The sequence below is a fragment of the Streptomyces sp. NPDC001270 genome, from assembly GCF_042896695.1.
In the GTDB taxonomy this organism is placed as follows: Bacteria; Actinomycetota; Actinomycetes; order Streptomycetales; family Streptomycetaceae; genus Streptomyces.
In genome coordinates, this window is sequence record NZ_JBIAXM010000012.1 from 1 (window position 1) to 16,483 (window position 16,483).

The window sequence follows — 16,483 nt, forward strand, 5'->3', positions numbered from 1 at the left end:
CGGAGATCGCGCGGACGGACAACAAGGTCGCGCTGTTGCTGGCGTTCGTCGGTGCGGTGCTGGCCGGTGCCTGGACGGTCGGCCGTGAACTGCCCCTGAACTGGCCCGCCGCGATCGTCGGCGGTGTGGGCGTGGCGCTGCTGGTCGGCGCTGCTGAGCGGCTGCTGCGGTCGGTCCGCCCGAACTTGAAGGGCCGGCACGGCTTCCCGCTGTGGGCCACCCTCACCCCCGAGGAGATCACCGACACGGTCTCGGGTGACCTGGCCGCGGACATCGCCGGACTGTCCCGGCTGGCCGTGGCCAAGTTCACCTCCCTGTGCCACGCCGTCCAACTCATCCGTGCCGGTGGGGCCCTGCTCATCCTCGCTGCTGTGCTCACCGTCTTCGGGGGTGCGGCGTGAAGTGCAGCGCCCGTATGACCAACAGCTTCATCGGCGAGTGGGATCTGTACGTCGTCACCGACGGCACGTCGCGGGAATGGCCCGAGCATTCCTTCGAGCGGACCGGGCCGGTGCCCACGGTGCAGGAGCGGACAGACGCGCTGGCTCTGCTCGGCTACGTCCTCCCGGACGGTGCTGTCTGGGAATGGCAGGAGATCCCCGACGGCGCCATGGACCGGGTGGAACTGCTGGCGTCGGTCGACGTCCGGCCGATGGACGGTGCGGCATGAGGTACATCAACGTCAAGAGGCTGCTGACCGTGCTGCCGGCCGTCGCGATGACGGCCGTGTCCATGGTCCTGACTCTGGCCGTGGTCGTGATGTGGCTGGGCACGGCCATGCCCTGGTACGTCGCCCTGATCGTCGGTCTGGGCATCGACGGCGGATGGCTGGCCACCCTCGCCTATGAGCGCCGACTGGCTGCGCAGGGCGACCACAGCACCGCCGTGACCGCCGTCGGCTGGTCCTTCGGCGCGGTCGCATCCGGTGTCCTGGTCACCCACGCACTCACGGCCGACGAGTCGATGGGGGCGTGGCTGGCCGTGGCGTGGCTGCCACTCGCCGCCAAGGCCCTGTGGCTCGTCCACGGGCTGTGGGAGCGCACCGCCCTCACCCCCGGCGCGCTGAACACGATCCGGGGCATTCAGCAGGAAGCCCGCGACGACGCGGCCGTGGCCCGTGCTCGCCTGCGGGCGGAAGCGGCCACGGAGGAGACGCGGCTGACGGCCGTGACGGAGGCGGGGGCACGCGTCGCACGCGTCCAGGCCGAGACCGCCGCCACCCTCGCCGGGGCGTGGTCGACGCTGGAGACGGCCCGCAAGGGCGAGAGCACCGGACGCGCCCTGACCAGCGTGACGACCCGCGTCACACCCGGCGTCACACCCTCGTGGGAACTGCCGGTGTGGGGCCCCTCGGAGTCGGTTCCGGCGCTGGAGCCGGCCCCCGTCCTCACGGACGATGCGCTTGACGTGCTGGTCGACGAGATCCGCCTGAGTGAGGATCCGGCACTGTCGTACCGGGAGATGGCCGCCCGCTTCCGCGCGGCCGGCCACTCCGCGTCCGAGGTCCGCCTCCGTGCGGCGTGGAAGCGCGTGGCCTGATGGCTGCGCTGCCGGTGTTCCGGTGGCACCTCGCACCGGACGGATACGCCACCTACCGGCAACTGAGGGCCCGCGGTCTGCGGCCTGGTGGTCAGGGCGTGGCTGCTCAGCTGGAGCGGCCACGCCGCCGGCGCCCGCCGCTGGTCGCCTACCTCTACCGCATCGACCAGGCCAAGCCCGTACGCCCGATGACGCCGGCGAAGCGGGCGGCGCTGGCCAAGGCGAACACCGCCCGCCGCACCTGCCCGCAGTGCTGCCGGGATGCGGGCTACGTCATCCCTCCCTCGCTCGGCGCGTGCGTGCCGTGCACCTACCCCGACCCGCACGGGTCCGAAGGGACTGCCTGAGATGGGCAACTCCGAGATCCGCCGTATCGACCGCGAGATCGGCAAGGCCGAACGCAAGCTGGAGGCCGTCCGCGAGGGCGAGTTGTGGCCGCTGACCGGGGCGGAGAAGCGCAAGGTACTGACCGCGCTCGCCGGCGGCTCCCGCAGCGTCCTGCGGGGCAACAGCACCTCCCGCGCCGAAAGCAGGCTGGACCGGCTGTCGGACCAGATCGAGACGCGTCTTCGGACCGAGTTGAGCGCGCTGCATACCGAGCGGGAGACGCTGGTTCGCGAGGACGCCAAGACCAAGGCCAAGAACACGGCCGCGGGCAAGAAGTCGTCCGGGTGGTGGTGACCGTGGTCCGGCAGGACACGCCGCCCGGCGAGTGCCCGCAGTGCTGGCAGCACGCCCACGACCGGCGCGTACACCGCCACCTGAAGCCTCGTGAGGACTGCCCGCAGTGCGTGGACCACATGGTCAACGGCTGCCCCTACATCGTGCCCAAGAAGAAGTCCTGGTGGTGGTGAGCATGGACAATCGCTGCCCCGCCGCTCACCCGGACGACCCGACTTCCTGTGCCGGTTCGGTCGTCGTGACTGTGCTCGATGCCCGCAATGCCGGGGCTGACGGGTGCGAGCACCACGCCGCCCGTCTGCTGGCCTCCCTGGACCGCGGACGCGTCTACCCCCTGCCGGATGCCCCGGACGGCGCGGCCGTCCGCGTGTTCACGGCGGCCGGCACGATCCGCCCCTTCTGCTGGCTGGCCGGTCCCCGCACCGACCCGTACCGGCTCAGCCGTGCCGAGAACCGCGCACGACGCCACGACTTCCCCTCAGGAGACCTTCCGTCATGACCGAACTCGCCGCGGAGGAACCCACCGTGGGAACCGTCCACCGCCTCGACGACCACCGCCCCGCCCCTGCCTGCACGGCGCCGGTCGACCTCTCCAAGTCGTCCCTGACGTCCCTTCCCACGGGCACCGACGCCCCGGAGGGCGAGGCCGTCGACCGGCCTGGTAACCCGCTGGCCGACTGGCTCGTCCTTCCCGACACCGACGTCCTGCCCGCCTGGGCCCGCTCAGGAGCGTCCGTGATCGCCAACGTCCGCGCATTCGGGCGGCTGACCTGGTGGCACACCCGCTACCACGGCTTCCGCACCCCGAAGTACCTGTTCAAGACGGTGCTGCTGGCCGCCCGCGGCTTCTACCGGGCTGCCGCCGGTCTGTGGCCGACGCTCTCGGCGCAGGACCACAGCGCGGTGGTCAAGGCCCTGCGGGCGCAGTCCAAGGCCAAGCCAGAGGATGTGGAACTGGCCGCCCGGCTCCAGATCGCCCACGGCATCCGCACCCGGGCCCGTCGTTGGCGGTTCGGTGCCGCCGCCGCCGCGGTCGCTGCCGCCGCGATCGGTGTCTGGCTGGCGCCCCCGCTGCTCCAGGCCGGGATCGGCGCGGCCGTCGTCACGCCTCTGGCCTACCTCGGGCGGGGCAAGGAGACGCGGCTGCTGGACCAGGCCGCGCCCCCGTTGAAGGTGGACATGTCCGCACAGCAGCTAAACGACGCGCTGCGGGCCGCCGGCCTCCTCAAAAGCGGTGGCGGCAGGGACGACAAGGACCTTCCGAAGGTGCATTGCACGATGGGCCCGGTCCGGGACGGCCGTGGCTGGGCCGTGATCTTCGACATGCCCCGCGGCGGCGGCAAGACCGCCTCCGACGTCCTGGCCAAGCGTGAGGTCATCGCGCAGGAACTCGGGGTCGACGAGATCCAGGTCATCATGTCCCGCGTCCGCGCGGCCAAGGGCGGCAACGCCGGCCGCGTCTCGATGTGGGTCGCCGACGATGACCCCTACCTCGGTCCGCTCAACCCGTCCCCGCTGCAGAAGGCGGAGAAGTTCTCCATCTGGGAGCCGGTCCCGTTCGGTCAGGACGCCCGCGGCAACCGGGTGGCGGTGCCGGTGATGTGGCAGTCGATGTTCTTCGGCGGTCTGCCCCGCCGCGGCAAGACGTTCTCCCAACGCCTGCTCACGGCGGCCGGCCTGCTCGACGCGTACGTGCGGCACTACGTCGCCGACGGCAAGGGCGGCGCCGACTGGATGCCCATGAAGGCAGTCGCCCACCGGCTCGTCATGGGGGCCGAGGACGACGCGATCGAAGCGCTGAAGGCCATGCTGAAGGAGCTGCTGGCGGAGATGGAGCGGCGGTTCGCGCTGCTGCGGGACCTGCCCGCCTCGGTGTGCCCGGAGGGCAAGCTCACCCCGGACATCATGGTCAAGTACAACCTGCCGGTCGTCTTCGTCACCATCGACGAACTCCAGGAGTACTTCACCGCGATGGACCGCGAGGACCGCGACCAGGTCATCGACGACCTGTGCCGCGTCGCCCGCCGCGGGCCGGCCGCCGGGTTCATCTCCAACTTCGCCTCCCAGCGCCCCGACGCGGAATCGGTGCCGCCGAAGCTGCGGGAGATCATCACCATCCGCTACTCCACGCAGGTCGTCGACCGCACCAGCTCCGACATGGTGCTGGGCAAGGGCAAGGCCGCACAGGGCGCGGACGCCTCCGTGCTCTCCGAGGACCACAAGGGCGTGGGCGTGCTGGTCACCGGCCCTGCCTCGTTCGTGACCGTCCGCGCCGACTACCTCGACGGCCCCGGGTTCGCCGCCCTGTGCCGCAAGGGCCGCGCCCTGCGCGAGACGGCCGGACAGCTCACCGGGGACGCGGCCGGCGACGTCACCGCCGCCGCCGACGCCGCCGGCGTGAGCGTGCCCGCCATCGTCTCCGACGTCCTGGAAGTCATGCGGCACTCCCCGCGCATGTTCACCACCGACCTGCTCGCCGCTCTCGTCAACCTCGACGAGGACACCTACGGCGACTTCAACGCCGAACGCCTCGCCGCCGACCTGGAGACAGCCGGCGTGAAGCGGACCAGCAAGCAAGTCAAGATCGGCGGCGCCAACGGGGCCGGCTACCAGCGCCGCGACATCGAGGCCGCCGTCCCGGCGGAGATCCTCCTCAGCACCGGCAGGTAAAGCCCTCCCCCTCTACCCATCCCCCACCGCAGACCCCCTCCGGCCGGTCGTTCGCGGTCTTCCGCGACCGCTACCGGGTAGAGGGGGCTCTTTACCCCGGTAGAGGGGGAGGTAAAGCCCCCTGACCTGCAAGGTAAGGCCGGTAAAGGGGGCCCGGCGGCCCCCGCCCCAACCCCTCCACAGCCCCCGTTTCGAGGGCGCCCCCGCATGCCCAGCCGAACCCGGAAGGGATCCCGCATGTCCCCCGACACCACCCCCAACACCACCCGCCCGGACACCGGGATGAGCGACGACGCGGCCACCGCCGAAGCCCGGCGGATCATCCACGAGGCGGCCCGTGACCTGGCCCAGACACCCACCGCCCACCGCGACACCACCCCGCTGCCGCGGTACGGCGACACGCCCCCCGTGCCACAGCCCGGCATCCCGCCCATGACCCAGCGCGCCACCGATGCGAGCCGGCTCATCCTCACCACCGGACTCGCCACCGTGCCCCCCGGCCTGATCGCCATCGGCCTGCTCCTCGCCTCCGGACAAGCTGACCCGACCGTCGTCGGCATGATCTGCGCCGCCCCCGCCGCCGTCGCCGTGCCCATCCTCGCCATCGCCCGACTCCTCCGCCGGGCAAAGGACGCCATGCCCGACGTTCACCACCACCACTACACCGGGTCGGTCACCCAGCAGCACACCACCCAGACCACCCACACCCACGGACTCATCGCCCGCACCCACAACGAACTGCCCCGCTGACCAGGAGGAACACCCCCGCATGAACCCCCGCACCCTGACCCGACTACGCATCCACGTCCACGGCTGGTCACGCCGCACGCTGATCCTCACCGACACCCCCGACCCCAACTGCGCCAACTGCGAGGGAGACGGCGGCTTCGAGCACGACTACGGCGACCACAACGGCGAGTACGCCGGTACCAAGTGGGAGCCCTGCGAATGCTGGAACGAAAACCGCAGCTGGACCCTGCTGACCCTCCCGCGCAAGCCCCGGTGGCTGCGCCGTCGTGGCACTGGCCGTGACCCGTGGGGCCCCGGCGGCTACAGCGACGAACCGCCCTTCTAGCTGCGCCAAGGGCGGCCCCGTCTCGCCAAAGTCCGAGGCCGCCCTTGTCCAACCTGCCGTGAACTGACCTGTTGGAGGTCTCCCAGCATGACCCATGACCCCCGTTCCGCGCTGCTGTCCACGGCGCTGCATCTGGCCGCGTCCGGCGTGCCAGTGCTTCCCCTGCGCCGGGGGAAGCTGCCGTTCGGCAACTGCCCCGCCTGCACCGCCAACGCGTGCGGGGGACGACCGAACATGAAGACACCGGGGCCCTGCGCCTGCCCGCAGCCGTGCCACGGCTGGGCAGCCGCCACCACCGACCCACACATTCTCACCTCCCCCGCGTGGGCGTCGGCGTGGCGGCACGCGGCGACGGTCGCCTACCACCCCGGCGGTGCCGGGGTGACGGTGGTCGACCTGGACAACGCTGCGGCCGTCGACTGGGCCCGCCAGACCCTGCCCGCCACCCGGACCGTGCCCACCAGCCGCGGCGAACACTGGCTCTACCGCGGCACCATGCCCTCCGCCAACGGAGTACGGCCCGGCGTGGACATCAAGTCGACCATGGCCTACGCCCGTTGGCTGGGACCCGGAAACGGCCCCACAGCCGCTCTCCCGGACGCCGTACGCGCCCTGGCAGTAAAGGAGCCGACCCCGCCCCGCAGGGCTCCACAGACGCTCACAGTGCCCCTCAGGGGAGGGCAGGGGGAATGCCGACACCGCACGCCCGTCTACCTGGACCGTGGCATCGCCATGGCCGAGCAGCGCATCACCGAGGCCCGCAGCGCCGTCCACGCCACCGTCTACCGGACGTTCCTCGCTGTGCTGTCCACCCACGGCCGTTGCGGCTGTCTCACGGACGCCCATGTTGCGCGGCTGTTCACCGCCGCTCAGGCCAAGGGCGAGTCCCCCCGGCACTGCACCGACGCGTGGACCAACGCCTTGACCACGTTGGGACTGTGACCATGTCCGAGGACGACAAGAACCCGGCCCGCGAGATCATCACCGACTACGCACAAGCGCACTTCCGGTACTTCCGCACCGCCGACGGGACCGTGTACGCGCAGAAGAACGGCCACCCCGTGGCCCGTCCGATCCGCTCCCAGGGCACGACGGGAAGCCACCGCCAGGAACTCATGGTCGGCCTGTTCAAGGACGGGCACGGCGTGTTCAACGGGACCGCCCTCAAGGAGGCACTGGACTTGATCGAAGCACTCGCGCTGACCGAGGACGTACAGTCCGTGCACATCCGCGTCGCACCCGGGTTCGACGGGGCGACGTGGCTGGACCTGGGCCGCGCCGACGGGCAGTCCGTCCGCATCCACCCCACCGGATGGGACATCACCATCCCCGACCCGCGAGAGGTGTGCTGGCGCCGCACCCAGCTCACCGGCGAACTCCCCCTGCCTGCCAAGGACACCGACGGCAAGGGCATCGATCTTCGCTGCGGCTGTGCAACTTCGCCACTGCGGAGACGGAGTGCCTGGCCATCGCGTGGCTGATCGGCTGTCTCGGACCGTCCGTTCCCGTCCCCGCCCCGTTCCTCACCGGCCCGCAGGGCGCCGGCAAGTCCACCGGCGGCCGGATGCTCGTACGGATCATCGAAGGCATGAGCGGCGACCTGCGCCGGGCCCCGAAAGACGAAGAGAACCTGATCGCGGCCGTGGCCGCCGGATGGGTCACCGCCCTCGACAACCTCTCCCACATGACCCCGGACCTGTCCGACGCCATGTGCTGCATCGTCACCGGCGCCGAGAACGTCAAACGCGCCCTATTCACAGACGGGGACGTCTTCCGCGCCCGCTACCGCCGCCCCCTGCTCCTGACCGGCATCGACGTCGGAGTCATCCGCCCCGACCTCGCCGAACGCCTCCTGCCGCTGCGTCTGGAACGGCCCCGGGTCCGGCGCACCGAGGCGGAACTGTGGACGGAGTACGCGGAGGCGCTGCCCGTCGTCCTCGGCTCTCTCCTCGACCTGACGGTCAAGGTCCGCGCGGTGGAGGCAGAGACCCCCACCGACCTGCGCATGGCGGACTTCGCGCACCTGTGCGCACAGCTCGACGCCGCCACCGGCCTGGGGGCGCTCACCGCCTACCGGGCCAGCCTGGATGACCTCAACGACGACGTCATCGAGGGCGACCTCCTCGCGCAGACCGTCCTCCGGCACGCCGCGGACATCGAGCCGGGCGCCGAGCAGCGGATGACCTCCACGGAGTGGCTGTACTGCCTCACCCGCCTCTACACCGGCGAGGACTTCCGCCCCCTGCCCAAGGGCTGGCCCACCACCGGCAAAGTCCTCTCCGACCGCCTCAAGCGTCTCCAGCCGACCCTGGCCGCCCGGGGCGTCCTCATCGACTCGGGCCGCACCAAAGAGGGCCGCTACATCGAGATGACCCGCTCACCCGCCCCACCCTCGCACGAACAGCAGGCATTCTGACCGGCACCCGCGACCACACAAGCAAGAAGAGCACCAGCGCCCGGCGTGCTCCTCTTGCTGTTCGGCGGCGGCGCCGCCCTGCGGTAGGCGCGCCGCGAAGCGGCTCCTTCTTCACGCCCTGAGCCGCACTGCACCACCACAGACACTCCCCCTTTCTTCCTAAGTGGAGAACGCTGCGTCACCTGCGTCACCCGGGGGCGGAAAACGCCCCGTGACCTGTGCATACAGCGGTGACGCAGGACGGCGAAGTCTGCGTCACCCCGCGTCACCTGCGTCACCGATGACGGACGGACTGCGTCACCGATGACGCACCCCCACTCCTCTGCGTCACCCAAAACCCGCAGGTCAGAAGCCTGAATGACGCAGATGACGCGGGTGACGCAGAAATCCGCACCTCGGACACGCGCCCCGCCTCGCTCTCTCCTTACCCCGAGAAGGAGTCACCACCTTGTCCCGCGACCACAAGCTCAAGCTCCCCGAAGTCCTCGAAGAGATCGAGATGAGCCGCGCCGCCTTCTACCGCATGCGCGCCCGCGGCAAGGCACCCAAGCTCATCAAGCTCCCCAACGGACAGATCCGCTGCCGCCGTAGCGACCTCGACGCGTGGTGGGCCAAGCACGAGATGTCCGCCTGAACCACCACCGCCCCGAAGGGACCCCGCTGTTCGGCGGGGTCCCTTCCTCATGAAGGAGAGCAATGCACAGCTACGACGTGCGCATTTGGAGCGTCCGAAAGCGTTCGAGCAAGGCCGCCCCGTTCCAACTGCGGTGGGTGGTTGACGGCGAGGAGTTCCAGGAGAAGTTCGCGACCAAGACGCTCGCGGACGCCCGGCGTGCGGAGCTGCTGACGGCGACGCGCAAGGGGGAGCCGTTCGACACGGAGACCGGGCTCCCCGTCTCCGAGGTGCGCGAGCGGAACCGTACGAGCTGGTACACCCACGCTCGCGCGCACGCCGCCCGCAAGTGGCCGACGGCGGCAGCGAAGCACCGCGCGAGCATCGCTGAGAGCCTGACCATCGCCACGATGGCTCTGTGCCCGGCAGGGAAGGGGCGCCCGTCGGACGAAGTCTTGCGCCGCGCGCTCTACCAGTGGGGATTCAACGCCGGACGGCACGGCCAGGAACCGCCCGAAGCTGAGGCAAAGGCCCTGACGTGGGTCGAGCGCAACGCCCCGGCCGTGGTCGACCTGGACAGTGCCAAGCGCGTGCGCACGGTGCTGGAGCACCTGGCCAAGCGCCAGGACGGGAAGTCGGCCGCGGCGAACACGTTCCGGCGCCGCCGTGCGGTGCTGAGCAACTGCCTGCGCCTGGCCGTGGAACACGAGTTGCTGCCCGGCAACCCGCTGCACCGCGTGCACTGGGAGACCCCCAAGGCGGTGGAAGAACTGGACGTGCGCAGCGTCGCCACGCCTGCACAGGCACGGGCCCTGCTCGATGCAGTCCGCGCCCAGGGCACCCGCGGTGCCCACCTGGTCGCCTTCTTCGCCTGCATCTACTACGCCGCGATGCGGCCGGAAGAAGTGTCCATGCTGAGCGCCGACCAGTGCGACCTCCCAGCCGAAGGGTGGGGGCGACTCCTGCTCGCGGGCGCCCGGCCGCAGGTCGGCTCTGCGTGGACAGACGATGGCAAGCCCTACGAGGAACGACAGTTGAAGCACCGGGCCCGGCGGGCGGTCCGGCCGGTACCCATCCCGCCGGTACTGGTCACCATCCTGCGCGCCCACATCGACGCGTTCGGCACGACGACCGAGGGACGGTTGTTCAGCGCCGCACGAGGCGGCCCGGTCCGGTCGCAGGAGTACGGCGCGGTGTGGAAGGAAGCTCGCAGGAAGGCACTTACCACCGCGCAGGTCGCCTCTCCGCTGGCCGCCATCCCGTACGACCTGCGACATGCATGCGTGTCGTTCTGGCTGCGCTCCGGGCTGAGCTTGGCCGAGACTGCCCGCCGGGCGGGACAGAGCGTGGCCGTCCTCCAGCGCTACTACGCCAAGGTGCTCGACGGCGAGGAAGCCAAGATGAACGCGCTGATCGAGCGGGGGTTGGCGGAGCACGAGGACGGGGCCACGGGGCCCTGAATCCTGGCCGCAGGTTGGCCGCACGCGCTGGTCAGACCTGGGATTCAGGTGAGTCAAGGTGAGACAACCCCCATGCAGAAGGGGTGCCCCTCGCCGAGGGGCACCCCTTCTGACCCGCCACTTCTATGACCTGCGCGGAGGCGGTGGGATTTGAACCCACGGTGACATCGCTGCCACGACGGTTTTCAAGACCGTTCCCTTCGGCCGCTCGGGCACGCCTCCCCGCGCCGTGCTGTCGTCGGCGCGGGGACAAGACTAACCGGTCGGCAGGTGCGCCGGGTCAGCCGTCGCCCTCACGGGAGCCGAGGGTCAGCTGGGCCGTGTGCTCCTGGCCACCGCGCTTGTAGGTGACGGTGACCTTGTCGCCGGGCTTGTGGGTCCAGATCTCGCCGATCAGGGTCGGGCCGCTGTCGATCACCCTGTCGTCGAGCTTGGTGATGACGTCGCCGGGCTTGAGGCCCGCCTTGGCCGCCGGACCGCCCGTCTCGACCGCCGCCGATCCGGAGACGCCCTGGTCGGTGATCGTCGCACCGTTGGTGGTGTCCTCCAGGGAGACGGACGCGCCGATCTTCGCGTAGACCGGCTTGCCGGTCGCGATCAGTTGCTGGGCGACGTACTTGGCCTGGTTGATCGGGATGGCGAAGCCGAGGCCGATCGAGCCGGACTGGCTGGAGCCGCCCAGTCCGCCGCCGCCGGTGGACTGGATCGCGGAGTTGATGCCGATGACCGCGCCGCCGGCGTCCAGCAGCGGGCCGCCGGAGTTGCCCGGGTTGATGGACGCGTCGGTCTGGAGGGCGCTCATGTAGGACGCCGCGCTGCCGGAGCTGCCGTCGCTGGAGGCGACCGGGCGGTTCTTGGCGCTGATGATGCCGGTCGTCACCGTGTTGGACAGTCCGAAGGGGGCGCCGATCGCGATCGTCTCGTCGCCGACGGCCACCTTGTCGGAGTCGCCGAGGGCGAGCGGCTGGAGGTCGGACGGGGCGTTCTTCAGCTTGATGACGGCGACGTCGTAGCCCTGCGCGTGGCCGACGACCTCCGCGTCGTACTTCTTGCCGCTCGGAAACGTGGCGGTCAGCTTGCCGCCGTCCACGGCGTCCGCCACCACGTGGTTGTTGGTGATGATGTGACCCTGTTTGTCGAAGACGAAGCCGGTGCCGGTGCCACCCTGGCCGTTCGTCCCCTCCGAATCGATGGTGACCGTACTGGGCAGCGCCTTGGCCGCGACGGCCGCGATGGTGCCCGGGGAACGCTTGACCTGCGAGGCGGTGCCGCCGTCGGAGGCCGAGACGGTGGTGGAGCCGCTGTCGTCGTTGTTCTTGGCCAGGGTGTAGCCCAGGCCGCCGCCCAGGCCGCCCGCGACCAGCGCGGCCACCAGGACCGCCGCGACCAGCCCGCCGCGACCGTTGCCGCGCGGCTTGGGGGCGGGCTGCTGGTACGAGGCTCCCCAGCCGGAGCCGGCACCCGCGCCGCCGTCCGCGTAGGAAGGGGTGGCCGGGGGCGGGGGCGGCCAGGAGCCGTCCGGGGCGGGGCCGGAGGCCGGCGTGCCGTCCGACGGGCCCGCGGCGGACTGCGCGGCGGATTCCGGAGTGCCGGGGGTGCCCGGGGGCACCGGCGGGACCGGGACCGTCGGGGCGCTCTCCTCGGGCGGGGCTGCCTGCGGGGAAGCAGCGGGAGATGCCACCGGCACGGGGGGTGCGGACGGGGCCGGAGGTACCGTAGTGCCCTCGTTCTCGGTGCTCACAGCTTCTTCTCCTCGGTCCACGGCTGTTGCTCTCGGTCGCACTCGGTCACGCGCGTTCAGGATTGTTCACGGTCCGGCGCGATGCAGCTGTGCATGTGCTTTTGTCTGACGTCAGCTTTTCCCACGGGACGTCAGAGCACCATAAGCGGTCGCTGTGGGTCCGAGGCCAACCTTTATATAGGGCTTTTCTGACAAAACTTCTATTCATGAGCGAAGTCACTGCCACCGTTCGCTTCACGTACGCGCCCGTGCCGCCGCGTGTACCTCCCCACGATGGCACCATGACGCGGTGACCCACGCACCACAGCACGACGTCCAGGTCGTCGCCCACCGGGGGGCCTCCGAGGACGCCCCCGAGCACACCCTCGCCGCCTACAAGAAGGCGATCGAGGACGGGGCGGACGCCCTTGAGTGCGACGTACGGATGACCGCGGACGGCCACCTCGTCTGCGTCCACGACCGGCGCGTCAACCGTACGTCCAACGGGCGCGGGGCAGTGTCCGCCCTGGAACTGGCCGAACTCGCCGCTCTGGACTTCGGCTCCCGGAAGACCCGCGAGAACTGGCGCGGCCGGGACGAGGAGCCCGACTGGGAGGTCCGTCCGGAGGACCGCGCGGAGACCTCCGTACTCACCCTGGAACGGCTGCTGGAGCTGGTCACGGGCGCCGGACGGCGGGTGGAACTGGCCATCGAGACGAAGCACCCCACACGTTGGGCCGGACAGGTGGAGGAGCGGCTGCTGGCACTCCTGAAGCGGTACGGGCTCGACGCCCCGGCCGGCACCGCGCACCCGCAGGTACGGATCATGAGCTTCTCGGCGCGCTCGCTGCACCGGGTGCGGGCGGCCTCGCCCACCTTGCCGACGGTGTACCTGATGCAGTTCGTCTCGCCCCGGCTGCGGGACGGGCGGCTGCCCGCCGGGGTCCGGATCGCGGGCCCGTCGATCCGGATCGTACGCAACCACCCGGCGTACATCGAGCGGCTGAAGCGGGCCGGTCACCAGGTGCACGTGTGGACCGTCAACGAGCCCGAGGACGTCGACCTCTGCGTCGGGCTGGGTGTCGACGCCATCATCACCAACCGTCCCCGCGCGGTACTGCGCCAGCTCGGGCGGTGACGTCGGAGCCGATGGCACCGGTTCCACGGAGGGCGCCCCGTGTGATGTAAAGCGCCTCGTAAGACCGGTTCACCCCCCTTGACCCCATCCGCATCCCTGAAGCATGCTCCCTTCTCGGCCAGAGCATCGAAATCAAGCCACACCCTCACGGCTCCATCACGAGGGGCGCTCCGGCGCGTTCGCTCCGTGTTCGAACGTTGCGAGTGCGTCCCCGGCCGCGGATTGGCCGGTTTCCAGTACAGGCCAATGGGGCATCCACACCGTGGCGTGGGGCGAAGGAGGTCTCGGGGGTGGCGTTGGTGGTGGCACAGGAGGTGCCCACGTCGTCGAGCATGGCCGTACCCCATGGCCCTGCGGGCGTGGGGAAAGCGAGACACCGGATGCGTGATCAGTTGCGCAACGGTGGCGTATCAGAATCGGTCATCGACGATGCCGTACTGATCCTGTCAGAACTTTTGAGCAATGCCTGCAAGCACGGGCGTCCGCTCGGTGACGCCCCGGCAGGTGACGGGGACGTCCGCGCCGCGTGGTCCGTGGACCAGGGCGGCCGGCTCGTCGTCGAGGTGACGGACGGGGGCGGTCCGACCCGCCCGGCGCCGGCCACCCCGTCGGTCACCGCGCACGGCGGTCGTGGGCTGAACATCATCACGGCGCTGGCCGACGACTGGGGCGTCCGGGACGACACCCGGGGCGAGGTCACCGTGTGGGTCGTCGTCCACGTGGACGTGCACGATCCGGACGCCGGGCACCGCCGGGACGACTTCGCCGCACGGGTCGCGGCGCCGGCCGTCTCCGCGCTTCCCGACCTCGGGTTCGCGGACGCCTTCGACGACGCGGACTGACGGCTCGAACCGAAACTTCAGCGGCTCGAACCCCGACGGCTCGTTTCCCGGTGGCCCGAACTCCGGTCCGCTCGTTCCCGGTGGCTCGTTCCAGAGGGGCCCCGGTCGTCCCCCGTGGCCGTCCCCCGGTCGATCGTCGGCCCCGGCTGCGGGCAGCGACGCGGCGTCGGCCGAGCGGGGCGACGCGTCAGTCGCGCGGGGGAACTCCGCGACCGCGCGACGGGACTCACCCGGCAAGCGGGGCGACTCGTCGGCCGCGCGGGGCCGATCGTCGGGCGACTCGTCGCAGGGCACCGCACAGGGCACCGCCCGGCGTGCGCCCCGTCGTCCACAGGGACCGCCCGTGTCATCCACAGGAGCCGCGTCATCCACAGGTCCCGGTCGGGCCCCGCGCGAGCGGCTAGGCTCCGCCCGTACGAGATGAGCCGTAACCGGGAGACAGCCACCATGGCCAAAAAGCGACCCCAGACGAAGGCCAAGCACCCGCAGACCACGGGTGGTGTCGGTGCCGTAGGCGCTGACGGGCAGGTTCCGGTTGTCGGCGCCCGCGAGCCCTGCCCCTGCGGCAGCGGCCGCCGCTACAAGGCGTGCCACGGCCGGGCCGCCGCGCATGCCGCGACCGAGCTGGTGCAGCGTCCCTTCGAGGGCCTGCCGAGCGAGGGGGACTGGGTGGCGCTGCGCGAGCTGGTGCCCGCCGCCACCGCGCAGCTGACCCTGAAGGACGACCTGCCCGAGGGCGTCCCTTCGGTGACGCTCGCCACGGTGCTCCCCATGGCGTGGCCGGCCCTGCGCCGCGACGACGGCACGGTGCTGCTCGGCCTGCAGAACGACACCTCGTCCGGTGACATCAGCCGCGACCTCGCCGACACCCTCCAGCGGGCCCTCGTCGCCGAGCCGGGCACGCCCGTCCAGGGACGGCGCGCGCCGGCCGACGGCCCGCGGCTCCAGGACCTCCTCGCCCCCGAGGGCACCTTCGAGCCAGTCGTGCACAGCGGCTTCGAGTTCTGGGTGCCGGACGCGGAGAACGCCACCCCGGACGTGGCCGCCTCCCTGGAGCGGGCCAACGCCGCGGCCGTCCCCACGGTGAAGCTGACCGGCGTGGACTGCGCGTACTGGTGCGAGACCACGGAGAAGAACCACCTGCGCTGGGTCATGCCGTACCCGGAGGAGCAGCTTCTGGACGCCCTCGCCCGGCTGCACGCGGCGGGCCGCTCGGATCTCGGCGACGGCACCCGCCTTGTCGGCTCCTTCCGCGCCCATGGGCTCACCGCGCCGGTGTGGGACCTGCCGAGCTCGGTCTCGGCCGAGGACGTGGAGAAGCCGGCCGCCGAGTTCGCCGAGCGACTGACCGGGGCCCTGGCCTCCGACGCCCCGCTCACCCCCGACGAGCGACGCGCGCGCGGAGGTCTGACCAACCGACAGGTCACGCTCAACTGAGACACAGACTCCGCACAGGTGTACGACCGTCCGGCCGGTCGGTCGCACCCCGGGCCGTCGCATTGGGTGACTCCTGTCACAACTCCCCGATGTGACAGGGAAATCGGTGTCCGAATAGCCGAGACGGAATTTGCGAACCGCCGATCTCTTGTTACCGTTCCAGTAGCCCGGTTGCTGGTGCATCCCCCGTCGCCAGCAACCGGGCCTTTCCATGCCCGGCCACCCTGTACGGAACGTGACTGGTCGTCAACTTCTGTCGAGCGGTTCGGAGTTGCTTCCCGAACGCAGCAGCAGCGGCCCCCGGTCCCCGCGGGTGGAGAACTCCGTGACCGCGCCGTAACCGTCCGGGCCGCCCCGGAAACGCTCGCGCGGTGTGTCACAGGTGCCGGGCGCGTCGTCTGCTCCCACCAGGCACCGCGTCCGCACAGTACGGTCGCCGGGCGCCAGCAGACTGAGCACGGACTCCAGTGCCGCCCCGGTGGCATTGCGGTAATAGGTGCGCGCCCAGGTCTCCGCGCCCCGCGTCAGGACACAGGTCTGGGCCTCGATGCCGCCGGGTGAGGAGAGTTCCGGCCCGCAGCGGGCAGCCGTGGCAGGACCCAGGCCGAGCCGCAGCGGGGAGGAACTGCTGGACACGCCGGACGGGACGGGTGACGCCTTCTCGTCATCGCGTGCGTCGCCGTGCCCACGGTCGTACGAGAGGTCGTACGGCGTGTCGTGCACGGCACGGCGTACGGCCGCTGCGCCCTTCTCGCCGACGGGGCCCGCGGACGCCACGGCCAGCGGCAGCGCCAGCGCGCAGGCCGCGACGCCCGCCAGGGCGAGCAGACGTACGTTCATGTGCGGACGATAACGAGCGGGAACGGGGCCCCGGTCCCGCGCGCGCCCGACA

Annotated in this window: 18 protein-coding genes, 1 tRNA gene and 1 pseudogene; 17 read left to right on the top strand and 3 right to left on the bottom strand. The window is 71.1% G+C overall.

What is annotated here, in order from left to right; all coding sequences use genetic code 11:
* The 14 genes and pseudogenes from ACFY2B_RS21010 to ACFY2B_RS21075 form a co-directional block, all read left to right on the top strand.
* The coding region (locus tag ACFY2B_RS21010) for a Pycsar system effector family protein (protein WP_390764602.1) at positions 1 to 401 on the top strand (401 nt) is incomplete at its 5' end.
* A gap of 14 nt (positions 402 to 415) precedes the next feature.
* Positions 416 to 670 (top strand): DUF6303 family protein, encoded by a 255-nt coding sequence (locus ACFY2B_RS21015; protein ID WP_390764603.1) that lies wholly within the window; start codon positions 416 to 418, stop codon positions 668 to 670.
* Complete coding sequence (locus ACFY2B_RS21020) at positions 667 to 1,539, top strand: protein spdB (RefSeq protein ID WP_390764604.1); 873 nt, start codon at positions 667 to 669, stop codon at positions 1,537 to 1,539. Before ACFY2B_RS21015 ends, ACFY2B_RS21020 begins: the two co-directional genes overlap by 4 nt.
* Positions 1,539 to 1,886 carry an RRQRL motif-containing zinc-binding protein gene (locus ACFY2B_RS21025; protein ID WP_390764605.1) on the top strand — a complete coding sequence of 116 codons (348 nt, stop codon included), beginning with the start codon at positions 1,539 to 1,541 and terminating at the stop codon, positions 1,884 to 1,886. The genes ACFY2B_RS21020 and ACFY2B_RS21025 overlap by 1 nt, the downstream gene beginning before the upstream one ends.
* A gap of 1 nt (position 1,887) precedes the next feature.
* On the top strand, positions 1,888 to 2,220 hold the full coding sequence (locus ACFY2B_RS21030) for a hypothetical protein (protein ID WP_390764606.1): 333 nt from the start codon (positions 1,888 to 1,890) through the stop codon (positions 2,218 to 2,220).
* Positions 2,217 to 2,393 carry a pRL2-8 gene (locus ACFY2B_RS21035; protein WP_390764797.1) on the top strand — a complete coding sequence of 59 codons (177 nt, stop codon included), beginning with the start codon at positions 2,217 to 2,219 and terminating at the stop codon, positions 2,391 to 2,393. Before ACFY2B_RS21030 ends, ACFY2B_RS21035 begins: the two co-directional genes overlap by 4 nt.
* Before the next feature lie 2 nt (positions 2,394 to 2,395).
* Positions 2,396 to 2,719, top strand: a complete 324-nt coding sequence (locus ACFY2B_RS21040) for a hypothetical protein (RefSeq protein ID WP_390764607.1) — start codon at positions 2,396 to 2,398, stop codon at positions 2,717 to 2,719.
* Positions 2,716 to 4,890: an FtsK/SpoIIIE domain-containing protein gene (locus tag ACFY2B_RS21045; RefSeq protein WP_390764608.1), complete on the top strand. Its 2,175-nt coding sequence runs from the start codon at positions 2,716 to 2,718 to the stop codon at positions 4,888 to 4,890. The genes ACFY2B_RS21040 and ACFY2B_RS21045 overlap by 4 nt, the downstream gene beginning before the upstream one ends.
* Positions 4,891 to 5,127: 237 nt before the next feature.
* Positions 5,128 to 5,640 (top strand): hypothetical protein, encoded by a 513-nt coding sequence (locus tag ACFY2B_RS21050; RefSeq protein WP_390764609.1) that lies wholly within the window; start codon positions 5,128 to 5,130, stop codon positions 5,638 to 5,640.
* Between the two features lie 34 nt (positions 5,641 to 5,674).
* Positions 5,675 to 5,965, top strand: a complete 291-nt coding sequence (locus tag ACFY2B_RS21055) for a hypothetical protein (RefSeq protein ID WP_390764798.1) — start codon at positions 5,675 to 5,677, stop codon at positions 5,963 to 5,965.
* 87 nt (positions 5,966 to 6,052) lie between these two features.
* Positions 6,053 to 6,907, top strand: coding sequence for a bifunctional DNA primase/polymerase (locus ACFY2B_RS21060; protein WP_390764610.1), 855 nt, complete (start codon positions 6,053 to 6,055; stop codon positions 6,905 to 6,907).
* Between the two features lie 2 nt (positions 6,908 to 6,909).
* Positions 6,910 to 8,381 (top strand): annotated as a pseudogene (locus tag ACFY2B_RS21065) (ATP-binding protein).
* Between the two features lie 448 nt (positions 8,382 to 8,829).
* Positions 8,830 to 9,015, top strand: coding sequence for a helix-turn-helix transcriptional regulator (locus ACFY2B_RS21070; protein WP_390764611.1), 186 nt, complete (start codon positions 8,830 to 8,832; stop codon positions 9,013 to 9,015).
* A 62-nt stretch (positions 9,016 to 9,077) separates the two neighbouring features.
* Positions 9,078 to 10,454, top strand: coding sequence for a tyrosine-type recombinase/integrase (locus tag ACFY2B_RS21075; protein ID WP_390764612.1), 1,377 nt, complete (start codon positions 9,078 to 9,080; stop codon positions 10,452 to 10,454).
* 135 nt (positions 10,455 to 10,589) lie between these two features.
* Here the strand turns inward: ACFY2B_RS21075 and ACFY2B_RS21080 are convergent.
* Positions 10,590 to 10,676, bottom strand: a tRNA-Ser gene (locus ACFY2B_RS21080).
* A 58-nt stretch (positions 10,677 to 10,734) separates the two neighbouring features.
* Positions 10,735 to 12,195, bottom strand: coding sequence for a S1C family serine protease (locus ACFY2B_RS21085; protein WP_390764613.1), 1,461 nt, complete (start codon positions 12,193 to 12,195; stop codon positions 10,735 to 10,737).
* A gap of 289 nt (positions 12,196 to 12,484) precedes the next feature.
* On the opposite strand from ACFY2B_RS21085, the gene ACFY2B_RS21090 reads away from it, so the two are divergent.
* The 3 genes from ACFY2B_RS21090 to ACFY2B_RS21100 all read left to right on the top strand — a co-directional run bounded on the left by ACFY2B_RS21090 (position 12,485) and on the right by ACFY2B_RS21100 (position 15,591).
* On the top strand, positions 12,485 to 13,312 hold the full coding sequence (locus ACFY2B_RS21090; protein WP_390764614.1) for a glycerophosphodiester phosphodiesterase: 828 nt from the start codon (positions 12,485 to 12,487) through the stop codon (positions 13,310 to 13,312).
* A gap of 290 nt (positions 13,313 to 13,602) precedes the next feature.
* Positions 13,603 to 14,154, top strand: a complete 552-nt coding sequence (locus ACFY2B_RS21095; RefSeq protein ID WP_390764615.1) for an ATP-binding protein — start codon at positions 13,603 to 13,605, stop codon at positions 14,152 to 14,154.
* A 447-nt stretch (positions 14,155 to 14,601) separates the two neighbouring features.
* Positions 14,602 to 15,591: a DUF5926 family protein gene (locus ACFY2B_RS21100; RefSeq protein WP_390764616.1), complete on the top strand. Its 990-nt coding sequence runs from the start codon at positions 14,602 to 14,604 to the stop codon at positions 15,589 to 15,591.
* 246 nt (positions 15,592 to 15,837) lie between these two features.
* On the opposite strand, the gene ACFY2B_RS21105 is transcribed toward ACFY2B_RS21100, so the two are convergent.
* The gene (locus ACFY2B_RS21105) at positions 15,838 to 16,431 is read right to left on the bottom strand and encodes a hypothetical protein (protein ID WP_390764617.1); all 594 of its coding nucleotides are present in this window, start codon (positions 16,429 to 16,431) and stop codon (positions 15,838 to 15,840) included.
* Between the last annotated feature and the right edge of the window lie 52 nt (positions 16,432 to 16,483).